The following is a 23,195-nucleotide window of genomic DNA, read 5'->3' as shown; positions in this document are numbered from 1 at the left end:
ACCAGGGAGTGGCGCCGCCGTCGGCCGCCGGGCGGGACGTCGGGATCAGCCGGCGGCCGCGTGGCTCCGTCGGGTCAGCCGGGCCGCGACGAGCCCCAGAGCCAGCACGACGGGCACGGTCAGCTGGAGCCAGAGGGCGGTGGTGGGGTCGCCGCCGATGAGCGTGGTGAAGTTCTCGATGATCAGCCAGATCGCGCCGGCGATACCGAGGGCGCCCAGGACAGGGGCGATCAGCGTGTTCCAGAGCCGGGTGTCGGCGCGGGAGCGGCGGAAGAAGACGACCACGGACACGGAGGTCAAGAAGTAGAGCAGCATGATCGCCAGGACGGCGACCCCGCTGAACCAGGAGAAGAGGGTCAGGACCGGGTCCTTGCCGAGGAGCGCGAACGGGACGACGAGGGCCACCGCGATCACGGTCTGGACGGTACCGGCGACCCAGGGGGAGTGACGGCCGTTGAGCGCGGTCAGACCGTGCGGCAGCAGACCCTCGCGTCCCAGGGAGAACAGATAGCGGTTGGCGGAGTTGTGGAAGGCGAGGATGCCCGCGAACAGCGACGTGGCGAGCAGGATCGGCAGGACGTCGCCGGTCCACGCGCCGAACAGGTCGGCGATCGGGGTGAACACCCAGGAGGCGGCGTCACCGCTCTCCAGCGCCTTGCCCGCGTCCGCCGTCGCCCTGGACGCGCCGTGCGCGGAGACCAGCATCCACGACGTGAAGGCGAAGAACAGGGTGATCACGGCGACCGACAGATAGGTGGCCCGGGGGACGGTCCTCTTCGGTTCCCGTGCCTCCTCGCCGTAGATGGCGGTGGCCTCGAAGCCGAACATCGACGCCACCGCGAACATCAGCGCCACACCCGGGGCGCCCTGGAGGGCCGCGTCCGGCGAGAAGCTGTCGGTGAAGCCGAGCCCCTCGGGACCGCCGCCCCGGAAGAAGGTCACCAGGGCGAAGGCGATGAGGATGCTGAACTCCGCGAGGACGAAAACGGCGAGCACCTTGGCGCCCATCTCGATGCCGGCGGCGCCCAGCACCTGCACGACCGCCATCGTGACCAGCGCCCACACCCACCAGGCGACGCCGATGCCGGTGTAGTGCTCGACGAGACCGCTCATGGTCGCGCCGTACAGCCCGTACATGGCGGCCTGGATCGCGCAGTAGGCGAAGAGGGCCACGCCGGCGCTGCCGGAGCCCGTCGACCGGCCGAGGCCCTTGCCGATGTACGTGTAGAAGGCGCCGGCGTCCACGACGTGGCGGCCCATGGCGACGAAGCCGATGGAGAACAGCAGGACCACCAGGCCGGCCGCGACATACGCGGCGGGGGCGCCGGCCCCGTTGCCGATGACGACCGCGATGGGCACGGCGCCGGCGATGCCGGTCAGCGGGGCCTGGGCGGAGAGGACGAAGAAGAGGATGCCCAGGACGCCGAGGGAGTCGGGCTTGAGCCTGCTTGCCGTGGAGGAACCTTGCGAGGTGTGCGGGGCGACCGCCGTCTGACTGTCCACTCGGATCACCTGTCGGGACGGGGAGGGATGGAGGTTCGTTTCGGGTCAAACGAGTTGCCTTATCGTGGGCTTGAACTATCCGTTTGGCAAGGGGGTGAGAGCAAGATTTTCCACTGGGTGGACACCCCCGTGCGCAGAGCCCCGATGGCGGCGCGCGACACGACGGAGCCCCGGACGAAACGTCGTCCGGGGCCTCGGAAAGCGCAGATGAGGGCTACTCGGCGGCGTCCCCGCCGTCGGTGCGGTCGGCGCCGTCGGCTTCGAGGAGCCGCAGCAGCCCGCGCAGCCGCTCCACGGCGGCGTCCGTGACCTCCGGCTCGCCCAGCACGAGCTGGTGCAGCACCAGACCGTCGAGCGCGGCGAACACCAGCCGGACCAGCGCCTGGTCGGCGCCGGCCGGCAGCATGCGGCTCAGCTCGCGCCGGGTGGCGTCGAAGTACTCGTCGTAGAGCGCCCTCAGCTGGGGCAGCAGCTCGGGGCGGCGGCGGGACTCCAGCAGCAGCTCGTACTGGAACGCCTGCCGCCCGGGGTCCGCCGTGACCATCTCCGAAAGGCCCGTCGAGAAGTCGGCGACCTTGCCGGTGCCGGGTTCGAGCGCGCTGACGCTCAGCGACGTGCGGATGGTGTGGGCGAGCGCCTCCTCGATCAGCGCGTCCCGCGAACCGAAGTGGTGGACGACGAGTCCATGGGTGACCCCGGCCTCCTCCGCGACGGCCCGATAGGTGAGCTTGCGCAGTCCGCCCCGTGCCACCACCCGGACAGCGGCGTTCAGCAGGGCTTCCCGCCCCTCACCGTAGTGCAGGCGCTTGCGTGGCTTCCGGCTCTTGGGCGCGTCGGCGGAGTCGGTCATGCCGGTGACCCTACCTGTACGGTTCCGGGCCCCCGCGGGGCGTCCGAGCGGTCCGCCGTACCGCACCGGGCGCCCGGTGCGGCGGCCCGGTGCGGCAGGACTAGGCCGTGTCAGCGCTTGGGCGGGCGGATGCCGCGGAACTCCCAGTCGCCGCCGAGCGCGGTGGACAGCACCTCCTCGGACTCGGTGGGCTGCGCGCCGACGTCGGTACGGACCGGGGTGGGGCCGGTGACGATGTGGTTGGTGAGCCGTCCGAGGCCCTCCACCTCGACCTCGACGACGTCACCGGGTCGGACGGGGCGAGAGTTGGCGGGGGTGCCGGACAGGAGTACGTCGCCCGGGTAGAGGGTGATGGTGCGGGCGATGTCGGCGACGAGGTAGTGCATGTCCCACTGCATCTCGTCGGTCGATCCGTCCTGCGCGACCTCGCCGTTGACGTAGGTGCGCAGGCTCTTGCCGTGGAAGTCCCAGTCGGTGACCAGTCCGGGACCGAGGGGGCAGAAGGTGTCGGAGCCCTTCACCCGGAGCATGGAGCCCGCGTCGGTGTCGCGGAAGTCGTGCAGGCCGTAGTCGTTGGCGACGGTGTAGCCCGCGATGTACTCGCCCGCTTCGGCGGGGGAGATGTTGCGCGCCGTCCGCCCGATGACGATGGCGACCTCGCCCTCGTAGTTGAGCCACTTGCAGCCCTCGGGACGGACGATCGCGCCCCGGTGGGAGTTGAGGGCTGAGGTCGGCTTGTGGAAGTACGTGGGCGTGTCCGGCAGCTCGATCCCGAACTCGTCGACCCGGCTGCGGTGGTTGAGGTGGACCGCGATCACCTTGGAAGGGACGACCGGGGGCAGGTGGTGCGCGTCCTCGGTCTTGACGCGGCGGCCGTCCCCGGCGACCAGCTCGTCCCCCTCGACGGTGACCTGGACGGCGGCGCCGTCGAGCAGGATGCGGCGGTACTCAGGCATGGGAGGACTCCTGTACGGGGGTGTGGGATGCGGTCCAGCCGTCGGCGGGCCGGTCGAACCAGAGGTGCACCTGGCCGGTGCCGATCGAGTTCTCGTACGCGCCGTACTGCCGGGCCCTGGCGACGCAGGCGCGCTCGCCGAGGGCGCCGGCCATCATCAGGTAGTGGAAGAACTTCGCCTCCGGCTTGTACTTCCAGAACTCGTCCATGGTGTCGAGGACCCGGTCGTGGCGGCCCTCCTTGAACCAGGCGATCCGCTCGTAGTCGGCCGCGCGCGCCTCGGGGGTGAAGATGTGCACCGGGTCGCTGGCCTCGTGGTCGCGCAGCTCGCGCAGCGGCCAGAACGTGTGCGAGAGGGCGCCCGAGGCGATCAGCAGCACCCGGCGGCCCGGGGTGGCCGCGATGCCGTCGGCGAGCGCCCGGCCCAGGCGCAGGTGGTCCTCCATGTCGCCGGTCTGACAGACCCCGATGGTCACCCACCGCTTGTCCGGCAGGCCCTCGCCGAGGAACTTCCACAGGTTGATGGTGGCGTAGTAGATCGGCAGGTACTCGTCCTCGATCGCGGTGATCCAGGTGCCGTGCTTGTCGGCGAACTTCTCGATGCCGCGGGCGAGTTCGGGGTCGCCGGGGAAGTCGTACGGCATACGGCACATCCCGCGCGGCAGCTCCTCGGACGTGAACAGCCCCGCCCGCCGCTGCTGCGCGGTGACCACGAACTCGACGGTGGTCGCCCAGTGCGAGTCGAGGACCACGACGGTGTCGTAGTCGTCCCGCTCGAAGACGTCCTTGCGGAGCTGTTTCAGGCCCGTGACGAGGGTGATCTCCTTGCCCTCGTTGAGCTCCAGCCGGTCCTCCTCGGGCAGCACGATGGTGGGGACGTGGGCGAGGAGGCCCGCCCCGACGATCTCACCCATGGTTGTTCCATCCGTTCGGCGCGGTGACCGTGTTCTTCAGGTCGCAGTAGAAGTCGAAGCTCCAGGTGCCGCCCTCGCGGCCCACCCCGGACTGGCGGGAGCCGCCGAAGGGCGCCCGGAGGTCGCGGACGAAGAAGCAGTTGACCCAGACCGTGCCCGCGACGAGCCGGGCGGTGACCCGTTCGGCGCGGGCGGGGTCGCCGGTGGCGAGGGTGGCGGCCAGCCCGAAGCGGGTGTCGTTGGCGAGCCGGACGGCCTCGTCCTCGTCGGTGAAGGTCTGGAGGGTGAGGACCGGCCCGAAGACCTCCTCCTGCACGATCTCCGAGTCCTGCGCCACGTCGGTGAGCAGGGTCGGCGCGTAGTACTGCCCGTCCAGCCGGTGCCCGCCGATGACGGCCCGCGCCCCGTCCGCGAGGGCCCGCCGCACGAAGCCGTCGATCTTCTCCAGCTGCCGGGGGTGGATGTTCGGGCCGATGTCGGTGGCCTCGTCCCGTGGATCACCCTGCTTCAGCGCGCTCGCCTTCTCGACGAAGCGGCGGGTGAACTCCTCGGCGACCGACTCCTCGACGAGGAGGCGCGTCGCGGCCAGGCACACCTGCCCGGCGTTGTCGTACTGCTCCACGGCGAGGTCGACGGCGAGGTCCAGGTCGGCGTCGGCGAACACCAGCAGCGGGGACTTGCCGCCGAGTTCGAGGCTGAGCGGGGTGAGGTGGGCGGCGGCCGATCCGGCGATCCGCTGGGCCGTGGGCACCGAGCCGGTGAAGCTGATGCGGCGCACGTCCGGGTGCGAGGTGAGGGCGTCGCCGATCTCGGCGCCGTAGCCCTGCACCACGTTCAGCACACCGGCCGGCAGTCCCGCCTCGGCGGCGATGTCGGCGAGCAGGGAGGCCGTCAGCGGTGACCACTCGGCGGGCTTCAGCACCACGGTGTCGCCGGCGGCGAGCGCCGGGGCGACCTTCCACGTGGCGAGCATCAGCGGGGCGTTCCACGGGGTGATCAGGACGCAGGGGCCCGCCGGGTCCCACGACACGTGGTTCCTGTGCCCGCGCGTCTCGAAGTCCTCGTGCTCCAGCTTCAGCAGCCAGTCCGCGAAGAACCGGAAGTTGTGTGCCACCCGGGGCATCACGCCGCGCCGGTGCGACCGCAGCAGGGCGCCGTTGTCGGTGGTCTCGACGACGGCGAGCTCCTCCAGGCGCTTCTCCACGCCGTCGGCGACGGCGTGCAGGATCCGTGCCCGCTCGGCCCGCGGGGTCGCGGCCCATCCGGGGAACGCGGCCTTCGCGGCGGCGACGGCGGCCGCGGCCTCGGCGGGGCCACCGCGGGCGATCTCGCCGAGTACGGCGCCGTCGATGGGGGAGTGGTCGGTGAACGTGTCCGGGGAGGCGACGCGTTCGCCGCCGATCCAGTGCCGGGTGTCGACGGGGACTCCGCCGACGACGATCTTGTCAGACATGGGGAGAGGTGTCCTTTGCAGCGAAGGGGAGGTGCGCCGGCCCAGGGGCGCGGGACGTGTCGACATGCGGCTGTGCCGCGGGGGCGCGGCGTGCCACGGGCGGCCCGTGGCGGCCCGCCGGGCTCAACCGTCGGGCTCAGTCGGCGGCCGCTCCCGATATCCCGGACTCCAGCAGCCGCCCGCCGTCCCACACCACGCCGACCTGCCGGTAGTACGCGGCGATCGGCTCCTCGACCGTCAGTCGCGCCAACTCCTCCGTCGGCGCCTCGAACAGCTCCAGCTCCGCCTCGCCGACCCAGGGCTGCCCGCCCTCGAAGGAGGCCGCGCCGGACTCGATCAGCTCGTCCAGCGCCAGTCCCTTCCCCTTCTCGATCGACGGCAGCCACCGGTGGTGGGCCATGGGGTGGGCGTTGACGAAGCCGTTCGTCTCCGACGGCTCCCGCAGCGTCACCACCGTCTGGGCGAGCCGCCGGTCCGCCGCGGCGAGCGTCGCCCCGAAGCGGGCCCCCGCCTCGATCCGCGGAGCGGGCCCGTACGGGTGGGGCCGGGTCTGGTGGATGGAACCGAGCTTCTTCGGGTAGCCCTGGTGCAGCCCGCGGGCGATCGCGAAGTCCTTGTCGACCCAGATGTACACGCATCGCGAGTACGTCCGCCCCCGGTACCCGCACCGGACGACCGCGAAGGCCTCCTTGTACTGGGAGAGCACCGGGTCGAGCAGTTCCTCGCCGGACGCCGAGCAGGACTGCCAGTCGGCCCAGATCAGCGCCACCGCGCCCGGGTCCTCGTCGGCGAGTTCCAGCGGCTCCGGCAGCAGTTCACGCACCCGTGCCGGGTCCGTGCGGTACTCGACGGTGAGCAGGTCGCCCGAGTAGCGCCAGGGCGGGGAGGGGATCAGCGACGAGGAGCCCGTCGCCGTCTTGGGGTGGAGGAATCCACGGACGGTCGTCATGGTGAGGCGGTTCCTTACGCGGTGAGGGCGGGTTGCTTCAGGAGGTCGGCGCGGTGGCGGGCGGCGGCGGAGGCGATGGCCGGGCCGCCGAGCGCGACGACGCCGACCAGCCGGTCGTCGCGGTGGTAGCCGACCAGGACGTCCCCGGCCGGGTCGCCCTCCAGGACGCGCACGTCGTCCTTGCCGAGGACGGGAGCGCCGAAGGACTGGAGCCGGAAGTCGTGCTGGTCGCTCCAGAAGGTGGGCAGCGGGGCGAAGGGCGCGGGCGTGGCGCCGGTGAGGACCTTGGCCGCGTGCTTGGCGGTGTCGGTGGGGATGCACCAGTGCTCGACCCGGCGCGGTACGCCGTCGTAGCGGGCGTTGGGGAAGCGTGCCACGTCGCCCACCGCGACGACCTCCGGCCGTCCGCCGACCCGCAGCTGCTCGTCGGTGAGCACTCCGTCGGTCAGGTCGAGGCCGTTGCCGCGCAGCCACTCGGTGTTGGCGAGCGAGCCGACCGACTCCACCACCACGTCGGCGGGCAGTACGGTCCCGTCGTCGAGGATCACCCCGGTGACATGGTCCTCGCCGGCGAAGCCGGCGACCCCGCTGCCGAGGGCGAAGCGCACCCCGCGCTCCTCGTGCCGGGCGAGCAGCGCGCGGCCGAGCAGCTCGCCGAGCGGGCCGACCATGGGCAGCGGCAGCGGATCGACGACGGTCACCTCGGCGACACCGAGGGCCACGGCGGTCGCGGCCACCTCGCAGCCGATGAACCCGGCGCCGACGACGACCACCCGGGCACCGGGCCGGGTCAGCTCCGCCCGCAGGCCCTGCGCGTCGGCGAGGGTGCGGACCGTGTGGCGTCCGGCGAGGGGGCCGGGGCAGCCCAGCCGCCGGGGCCGCATGCCGGTGGCGGCCACCAGCCCGTCGTACGACAGCTCCGAGCCGTCGTCGAGGACGACGGTCCGGTCGGCGAGGCGGGACGCGACGACCCTGGTGCCGAGGCGCCACTCCACGTCGGCCACGCTCGCGCGGGGCCGGAAGGCGAGGGACTCGAAGGGCGCCTTCCCGGCCAGCACCTCCTTGGAGAGCGGGGGGCGGTTGTAGGGCATGTGGGGCTCGTCGCCGACGAGCGTGATCGCCCCGGTCCAGCCGGCCGCGCGCAACTGCTCGGCGGCGCGCAGACCGGCCATGGAGGCGCCGGCGACGACGACGCGTGTGCTGGTGGGAGCCATGGTCAGGCCTCGATCCGGATGGCCTGGAGCGGACAGACGTCGGCGGCTTCCTCGACCTCGTCGAGCAGCGCGTCGTCGGGGTCGCTGACGTAGGCCAGCCGCCCGTTCGCGTCCAGCTGGAAGACCTCGGGGGCGGCGAAAACGCACTGGCCGTGGTCCTGGCACTTGTTCATGTCGACGACGACCTTCATGGCCGGTCCTCCTCAGGTCATTTGGCTCCAAACAACATAGGAAGCCGCACACCCCTGGTCAATAGCTGTCCAGGTGGATAATTTTTTGACCTCAACCCCTTGCGGGCCCCTGGACCCCTTCTTATCGTTTGGGCTCAAATCATTTACCTGCCGCCGAGGAGACAACGGTGAGCGCATCCCCAACACCGGACATTCGTCAGCACCAGGAGCGGCTCGCCGCCGAGGGCATCGACGTGGTCCGCGTGACCTACCCCGATCTCATCGGCACCGACCGCGCCCGGGACGTCCTGCTCGACAGCCTCCCCACGGCCTGCGCACACGGCCTCACCTTCTGCCGGGCCGTCTACCACACCTCCCCCCAGGGGGACGTCGTCCCGGTGCCGGGCGGCCTCGACGCCGGACTGCCTGACATCCATGTACGACCCGACCTCGACACCCTGGTCCCGCTGCCGTGGGAGCCCGGCGTCGCCGCCTGCCTCGGGGAGACCGTCGACCCGGCCACCGGGTCACCCGCCCCCGAGTCGCCCCGCGACCTGCTGCGCACCGTGCTCGCCCGCTGCGCCGAACAGGGCCTGACCCCCATCGTCGGACCCGAGCTGGAGTACTTCCTGTGCGACGAGGACCCCGCGTCCCCCAGCGGCTGGAAGCGCTACTCGGGCGCGGCCGGAGTCGTCTACACCGCCGGCCTGCGCGCCGACCCCGACAACCATCTGCTGCGCACCCTGCGCCACCTCCGCGACCTGCGGATCGGCGCCACCAACGGCAACCACGAGTTCGACGGCGGGCAGTTCGAGATCAACCTCGACCACTCCGAGGCGCTGTCGGCCGCCGACCGGTCCTTCCGCTTCAAGGCCGCAGTCAAGGAGCTCGCCCGTAAGGAGGGCCGGCTCGCCACCTTCATGGCCAAGCCGTTCAACGACGCCGGCGGTTCCGGCTTCCATCTCCATCTGTCCTGCGACGACGAGCGCGGGAAGAACGCCTTCGACGACCCGTCCGGCGCCCACGGCCTGTCCGCCACAGCCCGGCACGCCATCGCCGGCGTCCTCGCCCACGCCCCGGCCCTCGCCGCCCTCGCCAACCCGACGGTCAACTCCTTCAAGCGTTTCGGGCCCGACACCCTCGCGCCCTGGCTGATCGACTGGGGGCTCGACAACCGCAGTGCCATGGTCCGCGTCCCGCCGGAGCGCGGCTCGGGCGCCCGTCTCGAACTGCGGCTCGGCGACGCAAGTGCCAACCCGTACCTGCTGATCGCCGGCACGGTCGCCGCCGCGCTCCTCGGGGTCCGGGCGGGCGAGGAGCCCCCCGCTCCGCTGGAGGGCTACGGCTACGACACCGCCCGCTCGGCCGTCCTGCCCAAGAGCCTGCCCGACGCCCTCGACGCGCTGGAGGCGGACACCGCCCTCACCGAGGTCCTCGGCAAGGACTTCACCACCTCGTACCTCGGCTACAAGCGGAACGAGGTCGAACGCTTCCACCGGCACGTCACCGACTGGGAGTTCACCGAGTACGCCTACCACCTGTGACGTCCAGGAGAACCAAGACCATGACCACTTCCGCCCACCTCCCCTCCGTCCGCGAGGCCCTCCAGGAACCCCTGCCGCTGGCCGACGTGGACCTCGCCGACCTCGGCAACTTCACCGACGGCATCACGCCCTGGCGCATGTTCCACACCCTGCGCCACGAGGACCCGGTGCACTGGCAGCCCGAGGACGCCCCCAACTCCGGTTTCTGGGCCGTCACCCGGCACGCCGACATCGCCCGCGTCGACCGGGACGCCGAGACCTTCACCTCGACCAGGTTCGTCAACCTGGAGGAGGTCGACGACGACCAGATCAAGACCCGTGCCTCCATCCTGGAGATGGACGGCGTGCGCCACCGCGCGCTGCGCAGCGTGATCCAGCGGCAGTTCGGCGCGGGCGTGATCAACGGCTACACCGACTTCCTGCGCGGCCTGACCGCCACCACCCTGGACGCGGCCCTGGCGAAGGGCACCTTCGACTTCGTCGCCGACGTCTCCGCCGACTTCCCCATCAACGTCCTCGCCCGGCTGCTGGACGTGCCGCCGGAGGACAACCAGAAGCTCATCGACTGGGGCAACCGCATCATCGGCAACACCGACCCCGACTACGCGGACGTCCTGCTGCACAGCGAGGAGAGCGAGAAGTACCGTCATCTGCCGTTCCGCTCGCCCGCCTCGGTGGAGGTCTTCGAGTACGGCCGCGAACTGGCCCGGCAGCGGCGCGGCGGGGACGGCACCGACCTGGTGTCCCGCCTCGTCAACGCCACGCCCCGCGACGGGGTCCCGCTCTCCGCGCAGGACTTCGACAACTACTTCCTGCTGCTGGTGGTGGCCGGCAACGAGACCACCCGCCACACCATCTCCCACTCCATGCTGGCCCTGCTCCAGCACCCCGAGCAGCTGGCCCGCCTCCAGGAGGACCCGTCGCTGATCCCGGTCGCGGTGGAGGAGTTCCTGCGCTGGGCCTCGCCCGTCTACCACTTCCGCCGCACCGCGACCCGGGACGTGGAGCTGGGCGGCAAGCACATCAAGGAGGGCGAGAAGGTCGTCATGTGGTTCGCCTCCGGCAACCGCGACGAGGAGGTCTTCGGCAACCCGTACGACTTCGACGTCGCCCGGCGGAACAACGACCACGTCACCTTCGGCAAGGGCAGCCCGCACCTGTGCCTCGGCAATCTGCTGGCCCGCACCGAGATCCGCATCATGTTCGAGGAGTTGATCCCCCGCCTCGCGGACATCCGGCTCGCCGGTGACGTCCCGCGCGTGCGGTCCAACTTCGTCAACGGCATCAAGAAGCTGCCGGTCGAGGTGACCCTGGCCTGACGCGCCTCCGGCTCAGCCGGACTTCCAGCCGGGAAGCGTCGGCAGCACCTTCTCGGCGATGCGGAACAGCGCCGCGTCGTCCGGCGGCAGCCGGTCCTCACGCCAGATGACCAGGTCGTAGGTGTCGCCCCTGTCCTCGGTGTCGCTCGCCACCAGCAGATGGCGGGCGACACCACCGGGTCCCGACGTGGCGTCGCCGCCGTCGAGCCGGAAGGAGATGGCGATGGTCTGCCCCGAGTAGAGCACCGCCTTGTGCCCCAGGACCGTCTTGGACTGGGCCCCGGCGCCCAGATAGTCGATCGACTCCGCGACCGGGAGATCGTCGTACGACGCCGAGATCTGTACGGTGTGGGACTCCAGTTCGACCTTCGCCTCGGGGGTGATGGTCTTGGTGCCACCGGCCCAGCGGGACTCGCTCTCGCTGCCCGACGCGGACTCCGCCTCCTCCAGCGGTGTGCCGACGAGCTTCGGCAGGTCCTCGCGGTTCAGCGCGGCGCACAACTGCGCCCCGGAGACCCGCTTCCTCGGCGCCGGTGAGGCGTCGTCCGAGGTCGAGCAGGTGGCCGGCCCACTGTCCGTGCCCGGTCCGGCGAAGGCGTCCTGCAGCCACAGGCCGGCGGCCACCACCCCGAACAGGACGAACGCCAGGATCGCCTGGCCCCACGCCCCCGTGCCCTTCTCGGGCGCCCCTTGACGGTCGTTCATGTCCCCCACGCCGATGTCCCCACGCCGATTCCCCACCCCATGTGCGCGCCGTACGCGCCGGGGGAGCTTAACGGGTGATCGTTCGACGCGCGGACAATATTGCGATCAGGTGATCGCCCCGTCGAGCGAAGGACCCGTATGACCCAGCAGAGCTCCCTCGGTGTCGCCGTCATCGGCACCGGCCGGATGGGCGCCGACCATGTGCGCCGGATCACCGAGGTGACCAGTGGCGCCCATGTCGCCGCCGTCGTCGACCTCGACACCGACCGGGCCGAGGCGATCGCCGCGGGCGTCGACGGCTGCACCGCCTTCGCCGACCCCGCCGAGGCGCTGGCCTCGCCGGGCGTCGACGCCGTGCTCGTCGCCTCGCCGGGCCCGGCCCATGAGGCGGCCCTGCTCACCGCATTCGCTCACGACCTGCCCGTCCTGTGCGAGAAGCCCCTCACCCCGGACACCGCCGCCGCGCTCCGCCTGCTGGAGGCCGAGCAGCGGCTCGGCCACCGCAGGGTGCAGGTGGGCTTCATGCGCCGCTACGACCGTGAGTACGTCAGGCTCAAGGCCCTGCTGGACGGCGGGGACCTGGGCCGCCCGCTGATGCTGCACAACCGGCACCGCAACCCCGAGAACCCGCCCGGCTTCACCAGCGCCATGGCCATCAACGACTCCGTGGCCCACGAGATGGACATCACCCGCTGGCTCCTCGGCCAGGAGGTCACCGCCGTCACCGTGCTGCGCCCCCGCCCGTCCGGGAACGCCCCCGAGGGCCTCGCCGACCCCCAGTTCGTCGTCCTGGAGACCGACGGCGGCGCCCTCTCCGACGTCGAGATCTACCTCAACGCCCGCTACGGCTACCAGGTCCAGGCCGAGGCCGTCTGCGAGCACGGCACGGCCCGCATCGGCGACGGACACGACCTGCTCGTCACCACCGCGGGACGCTGGGGCGGCACGGTCACCCCCGGCTACCTGGAACGGTTCGAGGACGCCTACGACCGCGAGGTCCAGGCGTGGGTCGACGCCACCCGCCGCGGTGAGGCGACCGGCCCCGGCGTCTGGGACGGGTACGCCGTCTCGGCGATCTGCGAGGCGGCCGTCCGCTCCCAGACAGAGGGTGGCCGCGTCGAGGTCCACCTGGTCGACCGCCCGGCCTTCTACGGCGCCTGACCTCGGCACCTCCCGTCCGGTGGGCATGCTCAGTTCAAGGGCGAGTTCGAGGGCCAGTACAAGGGCGCACGACGCGCCCCCGGCGGGAGGGCTGAGGCATGGGAATCGGGGACCGCAAACAGGCGCGAACCCTGGCCGGGAAGACCGCGCTGATCACCGGCGCGGGCACCGGCATCGGCCGGGAGACGGCGCTGCTGCTCGCCGAGGAGGGCGCCGGCGTCGTCCTCGTCGGACGGCGCCGGCATGTGCTGGACGAGGTCGCCGCCGCCGTCACGCAAAACGGCGGCACGGCCTTCACCCGCCCCGCGCACATCGAGAACGCCGAGGACGTACGGGCACTCGTCGCCTGGACCAGGGACACGGCCGGGCCCGTCGACATCCTCGTCAACAACGCGGGCGGCGCGGGCCGGGTCGTGGACGTCCGCTGGACCGGAGAGGACGAGTGGAACGCCGTCATGGGCGTCAACCTCACCGCGGTCTATCTGCTCACCCAGGCCGTCCTCCCGGACATGATCGAGCGTGGCGGCGGCTCCATCGTCACGATCTCCTCCCTGGCCGCGATCCGGCCCACCCTTCTCGGCGGCGCCCCGTACGGCGCCGCGAAGGCCGGCGTGCGGAACTTCATGGCGTACCTCCGCAACAGCTACCGCGACGAAGGCATCCGGGCGACCTGCGTCCTGCCCGGCGCGGTCGACACGCCGGTCCACGACACCCGTGCCGTACCGCCGGGCCCGGAGCAGCGGGCGGCCATGGTGCGGCCCGAGGATGTGGCGCGCGCCGTGCTGCTGTGCGCGTCGCTTCCGGAGCGGACGCTGATAGAGGAGCTGGTCATCGCGCCCACGCAGCAGCGGCACCCGTGACGGACGGGGTCACAGGCTGGTCAGCACCTGCGGTGACATCGTCTTGATCATGGTGTTGGTCCAGCGCGTCTGGCGCAGTGTCCGCGGGCGACAGGCGGAGGCCAGTGAGAGCAGCGCCGGGTCCCTCGCCGCCTGCGCGAGCTGGGCCAGCATCTCCCAGTGCAGGGAGTTCGCCCGTGGCGCCGAGGTGGAGTTCGCGCAGGGTCCCGCAGGAGCAGCAGGCCGGAATCGAGGGCGTCGGCGGTCTCGGCGATCGACCGGTTCCCGTGCGGGGCGAACACCGCGTCGGAGACATAACACCGCTGCCCCGTGGCACCGCGGGACGCCCGCGCGCGGACACCCGCACATGGAGGCCCGCACACGGAGGTCCATACGCGGACGTCCGGGCCGGCCCATGGGGGCCGGCCCGGACGCCGGGGTCGGACGGGGCCGGATCAGCCCCGGCCCGTGTCACCCGGGGATCGGGATCCCCGCGGGATCAGACGAGGTCGAACCGGTCCAGGTCGGAGACCTTGGCCCACGCCGCGACGAAGTCCTTGACGAACTTCTCCTTGGCGTCGTCGCTCGCGTACACCTCGGCGAGGGCACGGAGTTCGGAGTTCGAGCCGAAGACCAGGTCGGCACGGGTGCCGGTCCACTTGACCTCGCCGGTGACCGCGTCACGGCCCTCGAACAGGGTCTGGTCCTCGGAGGTGGACTTCCAGGTCGTGCCCAGGTCGAGCAGGTTGACGAAGAAGTCGTTGGTCAGCTTGCCCGGGGTCTCGGTGAAGACGCCGTGCGGGGAGCCACCGGTGTTGGCGCCCAGGACGCGCAGACCACCGACGAGGGCCGTCATCTCGGGGGCGCTCAGGGTCAGCAGGTTCGCCCGGTCGAGCAGCAGGTACTCGGCGGGGAGGCGGTTGCCCTTGCCCAGGTAGTTGCGGAAGCCGTCGGAGGTCGGCTCCAGCGCGGCGAACGACTCGACGTCGGTGTGCTCCTCCGTCGCGTCCACACGGCCCGGCGTGAAGGGGACCTCCACGTCGAAGCCGGCGTCCTTGGCGGCCTTCTCCACGGCGGCGGCACCACCGAGGATGATCAGGTCCGCCAGGGAGACCTTCTTGGCGCCGGTGTTGAACCCGGCCTGGACGCCTTCGAGGACGCTCAGGACGTGACGCAGCTCGTCCGGGTTGTTGACCTCCCAGCCGCGCTGCGGCTCCAGACGGATACGGGCGCCGTTGGCACCGCCGCGCTTGTCGCTGCCGCGGAAGGTGGACGCCGACGCCCAGGCGGTGGAGACCAGCTGGGAGACGGTGAGACCCGAGTCGAGCAGCTTGGCCTTGAGCGCCGCGATGTCGGCGGCGTCGATGGCCTCGCCCTCGGCCTGAGGCAGCGGGTCCTGCCAGAGCAGCGTCTCCTCCGGGACCTCCGGGCCGAGGTACAGCGACTTCGGGCCCATGTCACGGTGGGTCAGCTTGTACCAGGCGCGGGCGAAGGCGTCCGCGAACTGGTCGGGGTTCTCGTAGAAGCGACGGGAGATCTGCTCGTAGACCGGGTCGAAGCGCAGCGACAGGTCGGTGGTGAGCATGGTCGGCAGGTGCTTCTTCGACGCGTCGTGCGCGTCCGGGATGATCGCCTCGGCGTTCTTCGCCACCCACTGCTTGGCGCCGGCCGGGGACTCCGTCAGCTCGTACTCGTACTCGAAGAGGTTCTTGAAGAAGCCGTTGCTCCACTGGGTCGGCGTGGCCGTCCAGGTCACCTCCAGGCCGGAGGTGATGGTGTCGCCGCCCTTGCCGGTGCCGTAGCTGGACTTCCAGCCGAGGCCCTGCTCCTCCAGGGAGGCGGCCTCGGGGTCGGCGCCGACGTTGTCCGCGGGGCCGGCGCCGTGGGTCTTGCCGAAGGTGTGACCACCGGCGATGAGGGCGACGGTCTCCTCGTCGTCCATCGCCATGCGGCGGAACGTCTCACGGATGTCGCGGGCGGCGGCGACCGGGTCCGGGTTGCCGTTCGGGCCCTCGGGGTTGACGTAGATCAGACCCATCTGGACGGCGCCGAGCGGGTTCTCCAGCTCGCGGTCGCCGGAGTAGCGCTGGTCGTCGAGCCAGGTGGTCTCGGGACCCCAGTACACGTCCTCCTCGGCCTCCCAGACGTCCACGCGGCCGCCGCCGAAGCCGAAGGTCTCGAAGCCCATCTGCTCCAGCGCGACATTGCCGGTGAGGATCATGAGGTCGGCCCAGGAGATGGACTGTCCGTACTTCTTCTTGACCGGCCACAGCAGACGGCGGGCCTTGTCCAGGTTGGCGTTGTCCGGCCAGCTGTTCAGCGGCGCGAAGCGCTGCTGACCGGCGCCGGCGCCACCACGGCCGTCGCTGATGCGGTAGGTGCCGGCGCTGTGCCAGGCCATACGGATCATCAGCGGGCCGTAGTTGCCGAAGTCGGCCGGCCACCAGTCCTGCGAGGTGGTCAGCACCTCGGCGATGTCCTGCTTCACTGCCGCCAGGTCGAGGTTCTTGAAGGCCTCGGCGTAGTCGAACTCCTCGCCGAGGGGGTTCGCCACCGCGGGGTTCTTGGCGAGGATCTTGAGGTTGAGCCGCTCCGGCCACCACTGACGGTTACCGCCACCCTGAGTGGGGTGCGCGGCGCGGCCGTGGGCGACCGGGCAACCGCCTGCACCCTCCGCCTTCTGATCCGTGACGATCGCGTCGTGGTTCTCAGTCATGGGAGTCCTTCCGAACTGGGTGGATCACGGTGCTAACTGCTGGCGTTGGCTTGCGAGCACTGAGGGCACAGGCCCCAGTAGATGACCTCGGCCTCGTCGATCGCGAAGCCGCGGTCGTCGGACGCCGTCAAGCACGGGGCGTGGCCCACCGCGCAGTCGACGTCGACCACGGTGCCGCAGGACCGGCACACGAGGTGATGGTGGTTGTCCCCGACACGGCCCTCGTACAGGGCCGGGCTGCCGGGTGGTTCGAGACGGCGCACGAGTCCCGCTTCGGTGAGCGCGCCCAGCGCGTCGTACACGGCCTGGACGGATATGTGGCCGACGCGATCGCGCACGCCGGAGGCGATCGCCTCGACGCCGAGGTGGTCGCCGTCCCGGACGGTCTCCAGCAGAGCGACCCGCGCGGCCGTCACCCGCAGGCCGGCACCGCGCAGCTCCTCGGCGGTGGTCGGAGTCTGGGGCTCGGTCATGACGACCAACCTACCCCCTCAAACACGAATAGTTCAAGAAAACGAATGACCCAAGTTTGGTGAACGGTTTCGGACACGCCCGGCGTGGACGGGCCGCCCGCGGGCGGCGACACTGGAGGGGAGGTAGGCCATGAATCCGCAGCTGAGCCATGGTGGAGCCCCGGCGGCGACGCGTTTTCGCGACCGGTCGCACGCCGGGCGGGAGCTGGCCGCGCGCCTGCGCCCGCCGGGGGAGAGGGGCGAGCTGCCCGACCCGGTCGTCCTCGCCCTGCCGCGCGGCGGCGTCCCCGTCGCCCGGGAGGTCGCGCGGGCGCTCGGTGCGCCCCTCGACGTGCTGGTGGCCCGCAAGATCGGCGCGCCGTTCCAGCCGGAACTCGGCGTCGGCGCGATCGTCGGCGACGCCCCGCCCCTGTTCGACCGGTCGGCGCTCGCCGCCCTGGGGCTCACCGAGGCCGACCTCGCCCCCGTCGTCGCACGGGAGCGGGACGAACTCCGCCGCCGCGAGCGCCGCTACCGGGGCGGCCGACCCGCCCTCGACCTGCGCGGCCGCACCGCGATCGTCGTCGACGACGGCCTGGCGACCGGCGTCACGGCCCGCGCCGCGCTGCGCGCCGCCCGCCGGGCACACCCCGCGCGCCTGATCCTCGCCGTGCCCGTCGGCGCCCCCGAGTCCGTCGAACTGCTGCGCGGCGAGGCGGACGTGGTGATCTGCCTGCGCAGCCCGTACGGCTTCCGCGCGGTCGGCCACTGGTACGACAACTTCGACCAGCTCACGGACGCGGACGTCCTGGCGGTGCTGGCGGACGTCTGACCCGGGGCGGGACGGGGCGGGGCGCGAGGCGGGCGCGGGCGTGCTGCCGCGGACGGGTGCCGGGCGGGGTGGATCCGCGTCGGGGCGGGGTGGATCCGCGTCGGTCGGGGTACCCGGATCGGGCCCCGACCACCCGCTCCGGTGAAGGAGGCGGACCCGTATGAGCCCCACGCGACCCACGAGCGACGCGCGGTCACGGTCGGCGAGCGGAGACACGAGGCCCGCGAGCGGAGGCAAGCGGTCTTCGAGCGGAGGCACGCGGTCTGCGGCCGACAAGCGGTCCGGCAGCGGCAGCCGTGCCGGAAGCGACAGGGAAGCCGCGAGTGCCTCGCGGGAGGGCGGCCGGACCTACGACGCCGGGCCGTTCCTGCCCAGTCGCGGCGGCCTCGCGGCACACCGGCGCGCGGCGGCCGACTGCCGAGGCTGCCCGCTGCACGAGGACGCCACGCAGACGGTGTTCGGCGCCGGCCCGGAGTCCGCGAGGATCCTCCTCGTGGGGGAGCAGCCCGGCGACCAGGAGGACCGGCAGGGCGAGCCCTTCGTCGGCCCCGCCGGACGGCTGCTGCGGCGGGCCGCCGAGGAGGCCGGGATCGACATGGACGAGGCGTATGTGACCAACGCGGTCAAGCACTTCAAGTTCGTACGACCGCCGGGAGGCGGCAAGCGCCGCATCCACAAGGCGCCCGAACTCCGGGAGGTCGCCGCCTGCCGCCCCTGGCTGCGTGCCGAACTGCGCCTGGTGCACCCCGAGATCGTGGTGGCCCTCGGCGCGACCGCCGGCAAGGCACTGCTGGGCAGCTCCTTCCGGGTCACCAAGGACCGGGGCGCCCTGCTGCCGTTGCCGGGTGACGACGAGGACCAGGACGGCCGCCCTCATGTCGTCGCCACGCTCCACCCGTCGGCCGTCCTGCGCGCCGACGACCGCGAGGGCGCGTACGCGGGGCTGGTGGCGGACCTCAGGGTGGCGGCGGAGGCGCTGGCGGGGAGAAGCGGTGGCTGAGGCCACAGCAGGTACAGGCCGCGGAGCGAGGGCGCGCCGCTGCGTTTCGATTGGCGCCGACTTGAGACGGCCCTAGTCGCGCCTCAGCGTGGGCAACAGGCGGAGCGCGTTGTCGCGGTTGATGCCGCGTCGTTGACGGTCGGTGAAGACGGGGTCGGTCTCGATGGCCGGCACCGTGAAGTCGGTGATGATGTCTGCGGAGGCGGCCGGCCAGTCGGTGCCGAAGAGGATCCGGTCGGCGCCGGCGGTGGCCACCAGAGTGCCCGAGGGGGCCGACGGGCCCGCCGTGTCGTAGTAGAAGCGGTGGAGGTAGTCCCGTACACGGGCAGCATCGAGGGGCGGAGTGCAGAAGCCGCCGAAGGCCTCCATGCGGGTGGCGATCTGAGGGAGGAATCCTCCGGCGTGCGGGAGGATGACTGACAGGTGCGGGTAGCGGTCGAGTGTCCTGGTACGGATCAGGTTCACAGCAGCACGCGTGGTGTCCAGCAGGAAATCACACATGAAGTTCGGAATTCCGGGGACGGTGGGCACGCCGGGTGTTCCGCCCGGGAGGTCGAGCGGATGTGTGAAGAGGACCGCGGCGCGCTCGTCGAGTTCGGCGAGCAGGCGGTCGTACGAGGGATCACCGAGGTAGACACCGTTGTAGTTGGCTTTCACGCTGGCTCCGACGGCACCGAGCTCGTCGAAGGCGCGGCGGAGAGCCCACGTGGTCACTTCGGGATGGTCCAGGACAGCGGGAGCGAGGACGGCGAAACGGCCCGGGTGGAGGGCCATCAGGTCGGCCATCGCCTCGAAGACGACGGTGAGACCTTCCCTGGCCTGCGCCGCGGTGCGGTACCGGTCCTGCATGGTCGGGTTGAGGACCGCGGTCCTGATTCCTACCCGGTCCATCAGTGCCAGGGTGGAGTCCAGATCCCAACGCGCCCACCACGGCAGCTCCTGCCGCTGCACCAGCCCCTCGCGCTCCGCCCAGTCAACCCATGCCGGAGCGGTGAAATGGTGGTGGACGTCGATCCTTGCCCGGTCGGCGTCATTGCCGCTCCTTGAGCCCCGCGGCACCGCTTCCCCCCTGGTCAGAGCGCTGGACTCGCCCGTGGCAGCGACGGTGGTCGCCAACGCCCCGCCGGCGAGGAGCAGACTGCGCCGGCCCATGGCCCGGGTCGATTCGGACATCCGCGTTCCCCATCCGTAGCGCCATCGGTTTGCCGCACCACGATGGCCCGCCGGCGGACCCACGCTCACCACGGCGTGCCCTGTTCGAGGCCGGTTCCCTCGGACGGACGCGGTCCAGCCCACCGTCTGCCACGCAATCCCAGGCCAGGATTCCTTCACGGCCGGCTCACGTACGAAGTCGGGGCCGTCGCGTCCGACGGCCCCCGTTTTTCGGCGCCGGACTCACACCTCGTCCGGTTGAGCCTCGGCGCCCCGCCCAACCCGGACGCGGCACCCTCTCACTCGTCCCTGCTCCCGGCGACCAGCACCACCTCCAGTGTGCGGGGGCCGTGGACCCCCTCCACCCGGTCCAGTTCGATGTCGCTCGTGGCGGAGGGGCCGGAGATCCAGGTCAGGGGGCGGGTGGGGTCGAGGCGTTCCAGGGCCAGGGGGACCGAGGCGACGACCTGCTCGGGGACGCGTACGACGCAGATGTGGTGGTCGGGGACCAGCGTGATGCGGCGGCGGCCCTGGTCCGGGGAGCCGTCCAGGACGATCGTGCCGGTCTCCGCGATCGCGAGCGCGCAGGCCGTGACCACGCTGTCCACCTCGTCCAGTTGGTGCGGCGTGCTCTCGGCCCGGTCGGCGACCCGGGTCACCTCCGTCGCCGACAGCCACTCCTCGGGCAGCGCGGGCGGCACGAGCACCGAGGACGAGCCGTGCGCCGTCAGCAACTCCGCGATGACACCGGGGAGTCCGGCCGTGTCCGTGCGGTGGACGATCGCCCGGTAGTCGGCCAGGTTCTCGGCCAGCAGGTCCACCGTCTCCGCCACGGTCCGTTCGCCGTGTTCCCGGAGGTACGTTCGTGGAACGGCCTGCTCGTACTGGGGGTCCCGACGAGCTTCGTCGGTCGCTGGGGGAGCGTCGTCGCGTCGTACGTCGGCGAGCGCGCGCCGCACCCGACCCAGGATCAGATCCCTGCTGCTCACTTGCCGCTGTCCTCTCCGTGGCGGGTCCTCTCACTGTTCGCTCGGCCCCCGTCCGCTCGGCCCCCGTCCGCGCCCCCCTGTTCCGTCCGCCCCCCGTTCGTCCGCTGCCACCAGTCGCGGAACGGTTCCGCCGGCAGCGTCGGCAGGGCGCGGCTCGCGCTCCACGCCATGCCGGGGCCCGGCAGCGTGCGGGGGTGGAAGCGGCGGGTGCGGGACGCCAGCCGCTGGCCGGTGCGCAGCGCCGCGGGGTGGGTGAAGGCCCAGCCGGCCGCCCGCATCGCCGCCCGCTCGGCGGCGTGGCCCTTCGCGGGCTTGAGGACGACCTTGGCGCCCTTCTCGGTGACCTGCCCGCCCTGCGCGACACGCTCCCGCAGATGCACCAGCACCTCCGGGATGTCGATGGCCACCGGGCACACCTCGTAGCAGGCGCCGCACAGCGACGAGGCGTAGGGCAGCGAGGCGTCGATCTCGCTTCCCGTGCCCCGCAGTTGCGGGCTGAGGATGGCGCCGATGGGGCCGGGGTAGACCGACCCGTACGCGTGGCCGCCCGCCCGCTCGTACACGGGGCAGACGTTCAGGCACGCCGAGCAGCGGATGCAGCGCAGCGCCTGGCGGCCGACCTCGTCGGCGAGCGTGTCGGTGCGGCCGTTGTCGATGAGGACGAGGTGGAAGGTGCTCGGGCCGTCGGTCGTCCCGGAGCCCGTCGTGCCGGTCCACATCGAGGTGTACGGGTTCATCCGCTCGGCCGTGGACGAACGGGGGAGCGTCTGGAGGAAGACCTCCAGGTCCTGCCACGTCGGCACGATCTTCTCGATCCCGACCACCGAGATCAGCGTCTCGGGCAGGGTGAGGCACATCCGGCCGTTGCCCTCCGACTCCACCACGACCAGCGTGCCGGTGTCGGCGACCATGAAGTTGGCTCCGGAGATGCCCACCTTGGCCCGCAGGAACTTCTCCCGCAGATGCAGGCGCGCCGCCTCCGCCAGCTCGGCGGGCGTGTCGGTCAGCCCGTCGGGGGCCGGGCGGCCCCACTCGCTCATCTCCTTCGCGAAGATGTCCCGGATCTCGCCCCGGTTGCGGTGGATCGCGGGGACGAGGATGTGCGACGGGCGGTCCTTGCCCAACTGCACGATCAGCTCGGCGAGATCCGTCTCGTAGGCGCGGATGCCCTCGGCCTCCAGCGCCTCGTTCAGCCCGATCTCCTGCGTGGCCATCGACTTGACCTTGACGACCTCCGTCTCACCGGTCGCCTTGACCAGGTAGGTCACGATGCGGTTGGCCTCGTCCGCGTCGGCGGCCCAGTGGACGGTACCGCCCGCCGCCGTCACCGACTCCTCCAACCGCACCAGATACCGGTCGAGATGACGGAGCGTGTGGTCTTTGATCCGCTTGCCGGCCTCGCGCAGCTCCGCCCAGTCCGACACCTCCGTGACGGCCTTGGCCCGCTTCGCGCGGATCGTGTGCGTGGCGTGCCGCAGGTTGCCGCGCAGCGTCGCGTTGTGCACGGCCTCGTGCGCCGCCTTCGGAAACGCCGGCATCCCGACGAACGTCCCGCTCACCGGTCACCCCCGATCCTGTTCGTCACGGCCCCGTTCACCGTCTTCTCCTTACGACCGGTCATACCAGCGGCTCCTCTTCCGTGCTCGCCAGGATCTCCGCGATGTGGACCGGCCGCATGCCCGTGCGCAGCCGGGCCATGGTGCCGCCGATGTGCATCAGACACGAGTTGTCGGCCGCGCACAGCACCTCCGCGCCCGTCGACTCGGCGTTGCGCACCTTGTCCCGGCCCATCGCCGCCGAGACGTCGGAGTTCTTCACGGCGAAGGTGCCGCCGAAACCGCAGCACTCGTCCGCCCCCGGCAGCTCCACCAGCTCCAGCCCCTTCACCGCCTGGAGCAGCCGGCGCGGCCGCTCGCCCAGTCCCAGACCGCGCAGCCCGTGGCAGGTCGGGTGGTAGGTGACCTTGTGCGGGTAGTACGCCCCGACGTCCGTCACGCCCAGCACATCCACCAGGAACTCGGTCAGCTCGTACGTCTTCGGCACGACCGGCGCGAGGGCGCGCGCCAGCGTGTCGCCGCGGCCCTCGGCCCGCGCCCGCTCACCCATCCGCGGATACAGCTCCCGCACCATCGCCCCGCACGACCCGGACGGCGTCACGATCGCCTCGCACCCGCCAAATACATCGGAGAACTTCCGAGCCAAGGGCTCCGCCTGATGTCGGTACCCGGTGTTGTAGTGCGCCTGCCCGCAGCACGTCTGATCCATCGGGAAGTCCACCTCGACGCCCAGCCTGGTCAGCAGTTTCACCACGGCGCGACCGGTGTCCGGATAGAGCGTGTCGTTGACACAGGTCAGGAACAGGGCGACACGCATCGCGGCTCCTCGAGGGTCGATCATCGGATGAAAGCAGAGTACGACGTCAATGCTCGAAGGGCGAGGGGCTCCCCAGGGACGCGCGGGGCCCGCCCGTCCCTGGGG

General features: G+C 71.6%; 21 protein-coding genes and 1 pseudogene. 6 read left to right on the top strand and 16 right to left on the bottom strand.

The features are described from left to right. Positions 1-45: 45 nt before the first annotated feature. The 8 genes from ACZ4Z3_RS28410 to ACZ4Z3_RS28375 all read right to left on the bottom strand — a co-directional run bounded on the left by ACZ4Z3_RS28410 (position 46) and on the right by ACZ4Z3_RS28375 (position 8,029). Positions 46-1,503 carry an APC family permease gene (locus ACZ4Z3_RS28410; RefSeq protein WP_468503685.1) on the bottom strand — a complete coding sequence of 486 codons (1,458 nt, stop codon included), beginning with the start codon at positions 1,501-1,503 and terminating at the stop codon, positions 46-48. 214 nt (positions 1,504-1,717) lie between these two features. Further along, a complete protein-coding gene (locus ACZ4Z3_RS28405; protein ID WP_468503684.1) occupies positions 1,718-2,353 on the bottom strand; it encodes a TetR/AcrR family transcriptional regulator in 636 nt (211 codons plus the stop codon). Positions 2,354-2,463: 110 nt separating this feature from the next. Further along, positions 2,464-3,309, bottom strand: coding sequence for a fumarylacetoacetate hydrolase family protein (locus tag ACZ4Z3_RS28400; protein WP_468503683.1), 846 nt, complete (start codon positions 3,307-3,309; stop codon positions 2,464-2,466). Beyond that, complete coding sequence (locus tag ACZ4Z3_RS28395; protein ID WP_468503682.1) at positions 3,302-4,222, bottom strand: 3,4-dihydroxyphenylacetate 2,3-dioxygenase; 921 nt, start codon at positions 4,220-4,222, stop codon at positions 3,302-3,304. The genes ACZ4Z3_RS28400 and ACZ4Z3_RS28395 overlap by 8 nt, the downstream gene beginning before the upstream one ends. Further along, positions 4,215-5,675, bottom strand: coding sequence for an aldehyde dehydrogenase (locus ACZ4Z3_RS28390; RefSeq protein WP_468503681.1), 1,461 nt, complete (start codon positions 5,673-5,675; stop codon positions 4,215-4,217). The genes ACZ4Z3_RS28395 and ACZ4Z3_RS28390 overlap by 8 nt, the downstream gene beginning before the upstream one ends. Before the next feature lie 136 nt (positions 5,676-5,811). Next, positions 5,812-6,624, bottom strand: coding sequence for an acetoacetate decarboxylase family protein (locus ACZ4Z3_RS28385; protein WP_468503680.1), 813 nt, complete (start codon positions 6,622-6,624; stop codon positions 5,812-5,814). 14 nt (positions 6,625-6,638) lie between these two features. Next, positions 6,639-7,838: an NAD(P)/FAD-dependent oxidoreductase gene (locus tag ACZ4Z3_RS28380; RefSeq protein ID WP_468503679.1), complete on the bottom strand. Its 1,200-nt coding sequence runs from the start codon at positions 7,836-7,838 to the stop codon at positions 6,639-6,641. Positions 7,839-7,840: 2 nt separating this feature from the next. Continuing rightward, positions 7,841-8,029 carry a ferredoxin gene (locus ACZ4Z3_RS28375; protein ID WP_055512415.1) on the bottom strand — a complete coding sequence of 63 codons (189 nt, stop codon included), beginning with the start codon at positions 8,027-8,029 and terminating at the stop codon, positions 7,841-7,843. A 167-nt stretch (positions 8,030-8,196) separates the two neighbouring features. Here ACZ4Z3_RS28375 and ACZ4Z3_RS28370 point away from each other — a divergent pair, with 167 nt between their 5' ends. Further along, entirely contained in the window at positions 8,197-9,552 is a 1,356-nt protein-coding gene (locus tag ACZ4Z3_RS28370) for a glutamine synthetase family protein (RefSeq protein WP_468503678.1), read from the top strand. 20 nt (positions 9,553-9,572) lie between these two features. Then, entirely contained in the window at positions 9,573-10,871 is a 1,299-nt protein-coding gene (locus tag ACZ4Z3_RS28365; protein WP_468503677.1) for a cytochrome P450, read from the top strand. 12 nt (positions 10,872-10,883) lie between these two features. Here ACZ4Z3_RS28365 and ACZ4Z3_RS28360 read toward each other — a convergent pair whose 3' ends face one another. After that, positions 10,884-11,576 carry a DUF6215 domain-containing protein gene (locus ACZ4Z3_RS28360; protein WP_468503676.1) on the bottom strand — a complete coding sequence of 231 codons (693 nt, stop codon included), beginning with the start codon at positions 11,574-11,576 and terminating at the stop codon, positions 10,884-10,886. A 138-nt stretch (positions 11,577-11,714) separates the two neighbouring features. Here ACZ4Z3_RS28360 and ACZ4Z3_RS28355 point away from each other — a divergent pair, with 138 nt between their 5' ends. Together ACZ4Z3_RS28355 and ACZ4Z3_RS28350 are read left to right on the top strand one after the other, a co-directional pair. After that, positions 11,715-12,737 (top strand): Gfo/Idh/MocA family protein, encoded by a 1,023-nt coding sequence (locus tag ACZ4Z3_RS28355; protein WP_468503675.1) that lies wholly within the window; start codon positions 11,715-11,717, stop codon positions 12,735-12,737. 98 nt (positions 12,738-12,835) lie between these two features. Beyond that, complete coding sequence (locus ACZ4Z3_RS28350; RefSeq protein WP_468503674.1) at positions 12,836-13,597, top strand: SDR family NAD(P)-dependent oxidoreductase; 762 nt, start codon at positions 12,836-12,838, stop codon at positions 13,595-13,597. Between the two features lie 9 nt (positions 13,598-13,606). On the opposite strand, the pseudogene ACZ4Z3_RS28345 reads toward ACZ4Z3_RS28350, so the two are convergent. From ACZ4Z3_RS28345 to ACZ4Z3_RS28335, 3 genes and pseudogenes are all read right to left on the bottom strand, one after another. After that, a pseudogene (locus tag ACZ4Z3_RS28345) lies at positions 13,607-13,827 on the bottom strand (hypothetical protein); the annotation flags it as partial. Positions 13,828-14,075: 248 nt separating this feature from the next. Next, positions 14,076-16,292: a catalase/peroxidase HPI gene (katG, locus tag ACZ4Z3_RS28340; RefSeq protein ID WP_468503673.1), complete on the bottom strand. Its 2,217-nt coding sequence runs from the start codon at positions 16,290-16,292 to the stop codon at positions 14,076-14,078. A 32-nt stretch (positions 16,293-16,324) separates the two neighbouring features. Then, a complete protein-coding gene (locus ACZ4Z3_RS28335; protein WP_468503672.1) occupies positions 16,325-16,765 on the bottom strand; it encodes a Fur family transcriptional regulator in 441 nt (146 codons plus the stop codon). Between the two features lie 130 nt (positions 16,766-16,895). On the opposite strand from ACZ4Z3_RS28335, the gene ACZ4Z3_RS28330 reads away from it, so the two are divergent. Together ACZ4Z3_RS28330 and ACZ4Z3_RS28325 are read left to right on the top strand one after the other, a co-directional pair. Further along, a complete protein-coding gene (locus ACZ4Z3_RS28330) occupies positions 16,896-17,576 on the top strand; it encodes a phosphoribosyltransferase (RefSeq protein WP_468503671.1) in 681 nt (226 codons plus the stop codon). Positions 17,577-17,736: 160 nt separating this feature from the next. Continuing rightward, entirely contained in the window at positions 17,737-18,576 is an 840-nt protein-coding gene (locus ACZ4Z3_RS28325; protein WP_468503670.1) for a UdgX family uracil-DNA binding protein, read from the top strand. A gap of 72 nt (positions 18,577-18,648) precedes the next feature. Here the strand turns inward: ACZ4Z3_RS28325 and ACZ4Z3_RS28320 are convergent, their stop codons facing one another. The 4 genes from ACZ4Z3_RS28320 to ACZ4Z3_RS28305 all read right to left on the bottom strand — a co-directional run bounded on the left by ACZ4Z3_RS28320 (position 18,649) and on the right by ACZ4Z3_RS28305 (position 23,090). Beyond that, a complete protein-coding gene (locus tag ACZ4Z3_RS28320; protein WP_468503669.1) occupies positions 18,649-19,749 on the bottom strand; it encodes an amidohydrolase family protein in 1,101 nt (366 codons plus the stop codon). Positions 19,750-20,027: 278 nt separating this feature from the next. Then, positions 20,028-20,717, bottom strand: coding sequence for a LutC/YkgG family protein (locus ACZ4Z3_RS28315; protein ID WP_468503668.1), 690 nt, complete (start codon positions 20,715-20,717; stop codon positions 20,028-20,030). After that, positions 20,714-22,276, bottom strand: coding sequence for a LutB/LldF family L-lactate oxidation iron-sulfur protein (locus tag ACZ4Z3_RS28310; protein ID WP_468503667.1), 1,563 nt, complete (start codon positions 22,274-22,276; stop codon positions 20,714-20,716). Before ACZ4Z3_RS28310 ends, ACZ4Z3_RS28315 begins: the two co-directional genes overlap by 4 nt. Positions 22,277-22,334: 58 nt before the next feature. Then, positions 22,335-23,090 carry a (Fe-S)-binding protein gene (locus ACZ4Z3_RS28305; protein WP_468503666.1) on the bottom strand — a complete coding sequence of 252 codons (756 nt, stop codon included), beginning with the start codon at positions 23,088-23,090 and terminating at the stop codon, positions 22,335-22,337. Positions 23,091-23,195: the final 105 nt, after the last annotated feature.

The sequence above is a fragment of the Streptomyces sp. NPDC030296 genome, from assembly GCF_055572815.1.
The sequence above is the reverse complement of the archived record's forward strand: the minus strand, read 5'-3'. Positions and strand labels throughout refer to the sequence as shown.

Bases quoted from the DNA above. Each gene is read 5' to 3' on its own strand.
- ACZ4Z3_RS28390 (WP_468503681.1), bottom strand. From the start codon at position 5,675: ATGTCTGACAAGATCGTCGTCGGCGGAGTCCCCGTCGACACCCGGCAC.
- ACZ4Z3_RS28355 (WP_468503675.1), top strand. From the start codon at position 11,715: ATGACCCAGCAGAGCTCCCTCGGTGTCGCCGTCATCGGCACCGGCCGG.
- ACZ4Z3_RS28365 (WP_468503677.1), top strand. From the start codon at position 9,573: ATGACCACTTCCGCCCACCTCCCCTCCGTCCGCGAGGCCCTCCAGGAA.
- ACZ4Z3_RS28325 (WP_468503670.1), top strand. From the start codon at position 17,737: ATGAGCCCCACGCGACCCACGAGCGACGCGCGGTCACGGTCGGCGAGC.
- ACZ4Z3_RS28335 (WP_468503672.1), bottom strand. From the start codon at position 16,765: ATGACCGAGCCCCAGACTCCGACCACCGCCGAGGAGCTGCGCGGTGCC.
- ACZ4Z3_RS28360 (WP_468503676.1), bottom strand. From the start codon at position 11,576: ATGAACGACCGTCAAGGGGCGCCCGAGAAGGGCACGGGGGCGTGGGGC.
- ACZ4Z3_RS28400 (WP_468503683.1), bottom strand. From the start codon at position 3,309: ATGCCTGAGTACCGCCGCATCCTGCTCGACGGCGCCGCCGTCCAGGTC.
- ACZ4Z3_RS28380 (WP_468503679.1), bottom strand. From the start codon at position 7,838: ATGGCTCCCACCAGCACACGCGTCGTCGTCGCCGGCGCCTCCATGGCC.
- ACZ4Z3_RS28385 (WP_468503680.1), bottom strand. From the start codon at position 6,624: ATGACGACCGTCCGTGGATTCCTCCACCCCAAGACGGCGACGGGCTCC.
- ACZ4Z3_RS28330 (WP_468503671.1), top strand. From the start codon at position 16,896: ATGAATCCGCAGCTGAGCCATGGTGGAGCCCCGGCGGCGACGCGTTTT.
- ACZ4Z3_RS28405 (WP_468503684.1), bottom strand. From the start codon at position 2,353: ATGACCGACTCCGCCGACGCGCCCAAGAGCCGGAAGCCACGCAAGCGC.
- ACZ4Z3_RS28320 (WP_468503669.1), bottom strand. From the start codon at position 19,749: ATGTCCGAATCGACCCGGGCCATGGGCCGGCGCAGTCTGCTCCTCGCC.
- ACZ4Z3_RS28305 (WP_468503666.1), bottom strand. From the start codon at position 23,090: ATGCGTGTCGCCCTGTTCCTGACCTGTGTCAACGACACGCTCTATCCG.
- katG (WP_468503673.1), bottom strand. From the start codon at position 16,292: ATGACTGAGAACCACGACGCGATCGTCACGGATCAGAAGGCGGAGGGT.
- ACZ4Z3_RS28350 (WP_468503674.1), top strand. From the start codon at position 12,836: ATGGGAATCGGGGACCGCAAACAGGCGCGAACCCTGGCCGGGAAGACC.
- ACZ4Z3_RS28395 (WP_468503682.1), bottom strand. From the start codon at position 4,222: ATGGGTGAGATCGTCGGGGCGGGCCTCCTCGCCCACGTCCCCACCATC.
- ACZ4Z3_RS28375 (WP_055512415.1), bottom strand. From the start codon at position 8,029: ATGAAGGTCGTCGTCGACATGAACAAGTGCCAGGACCACGGCCAGTGC.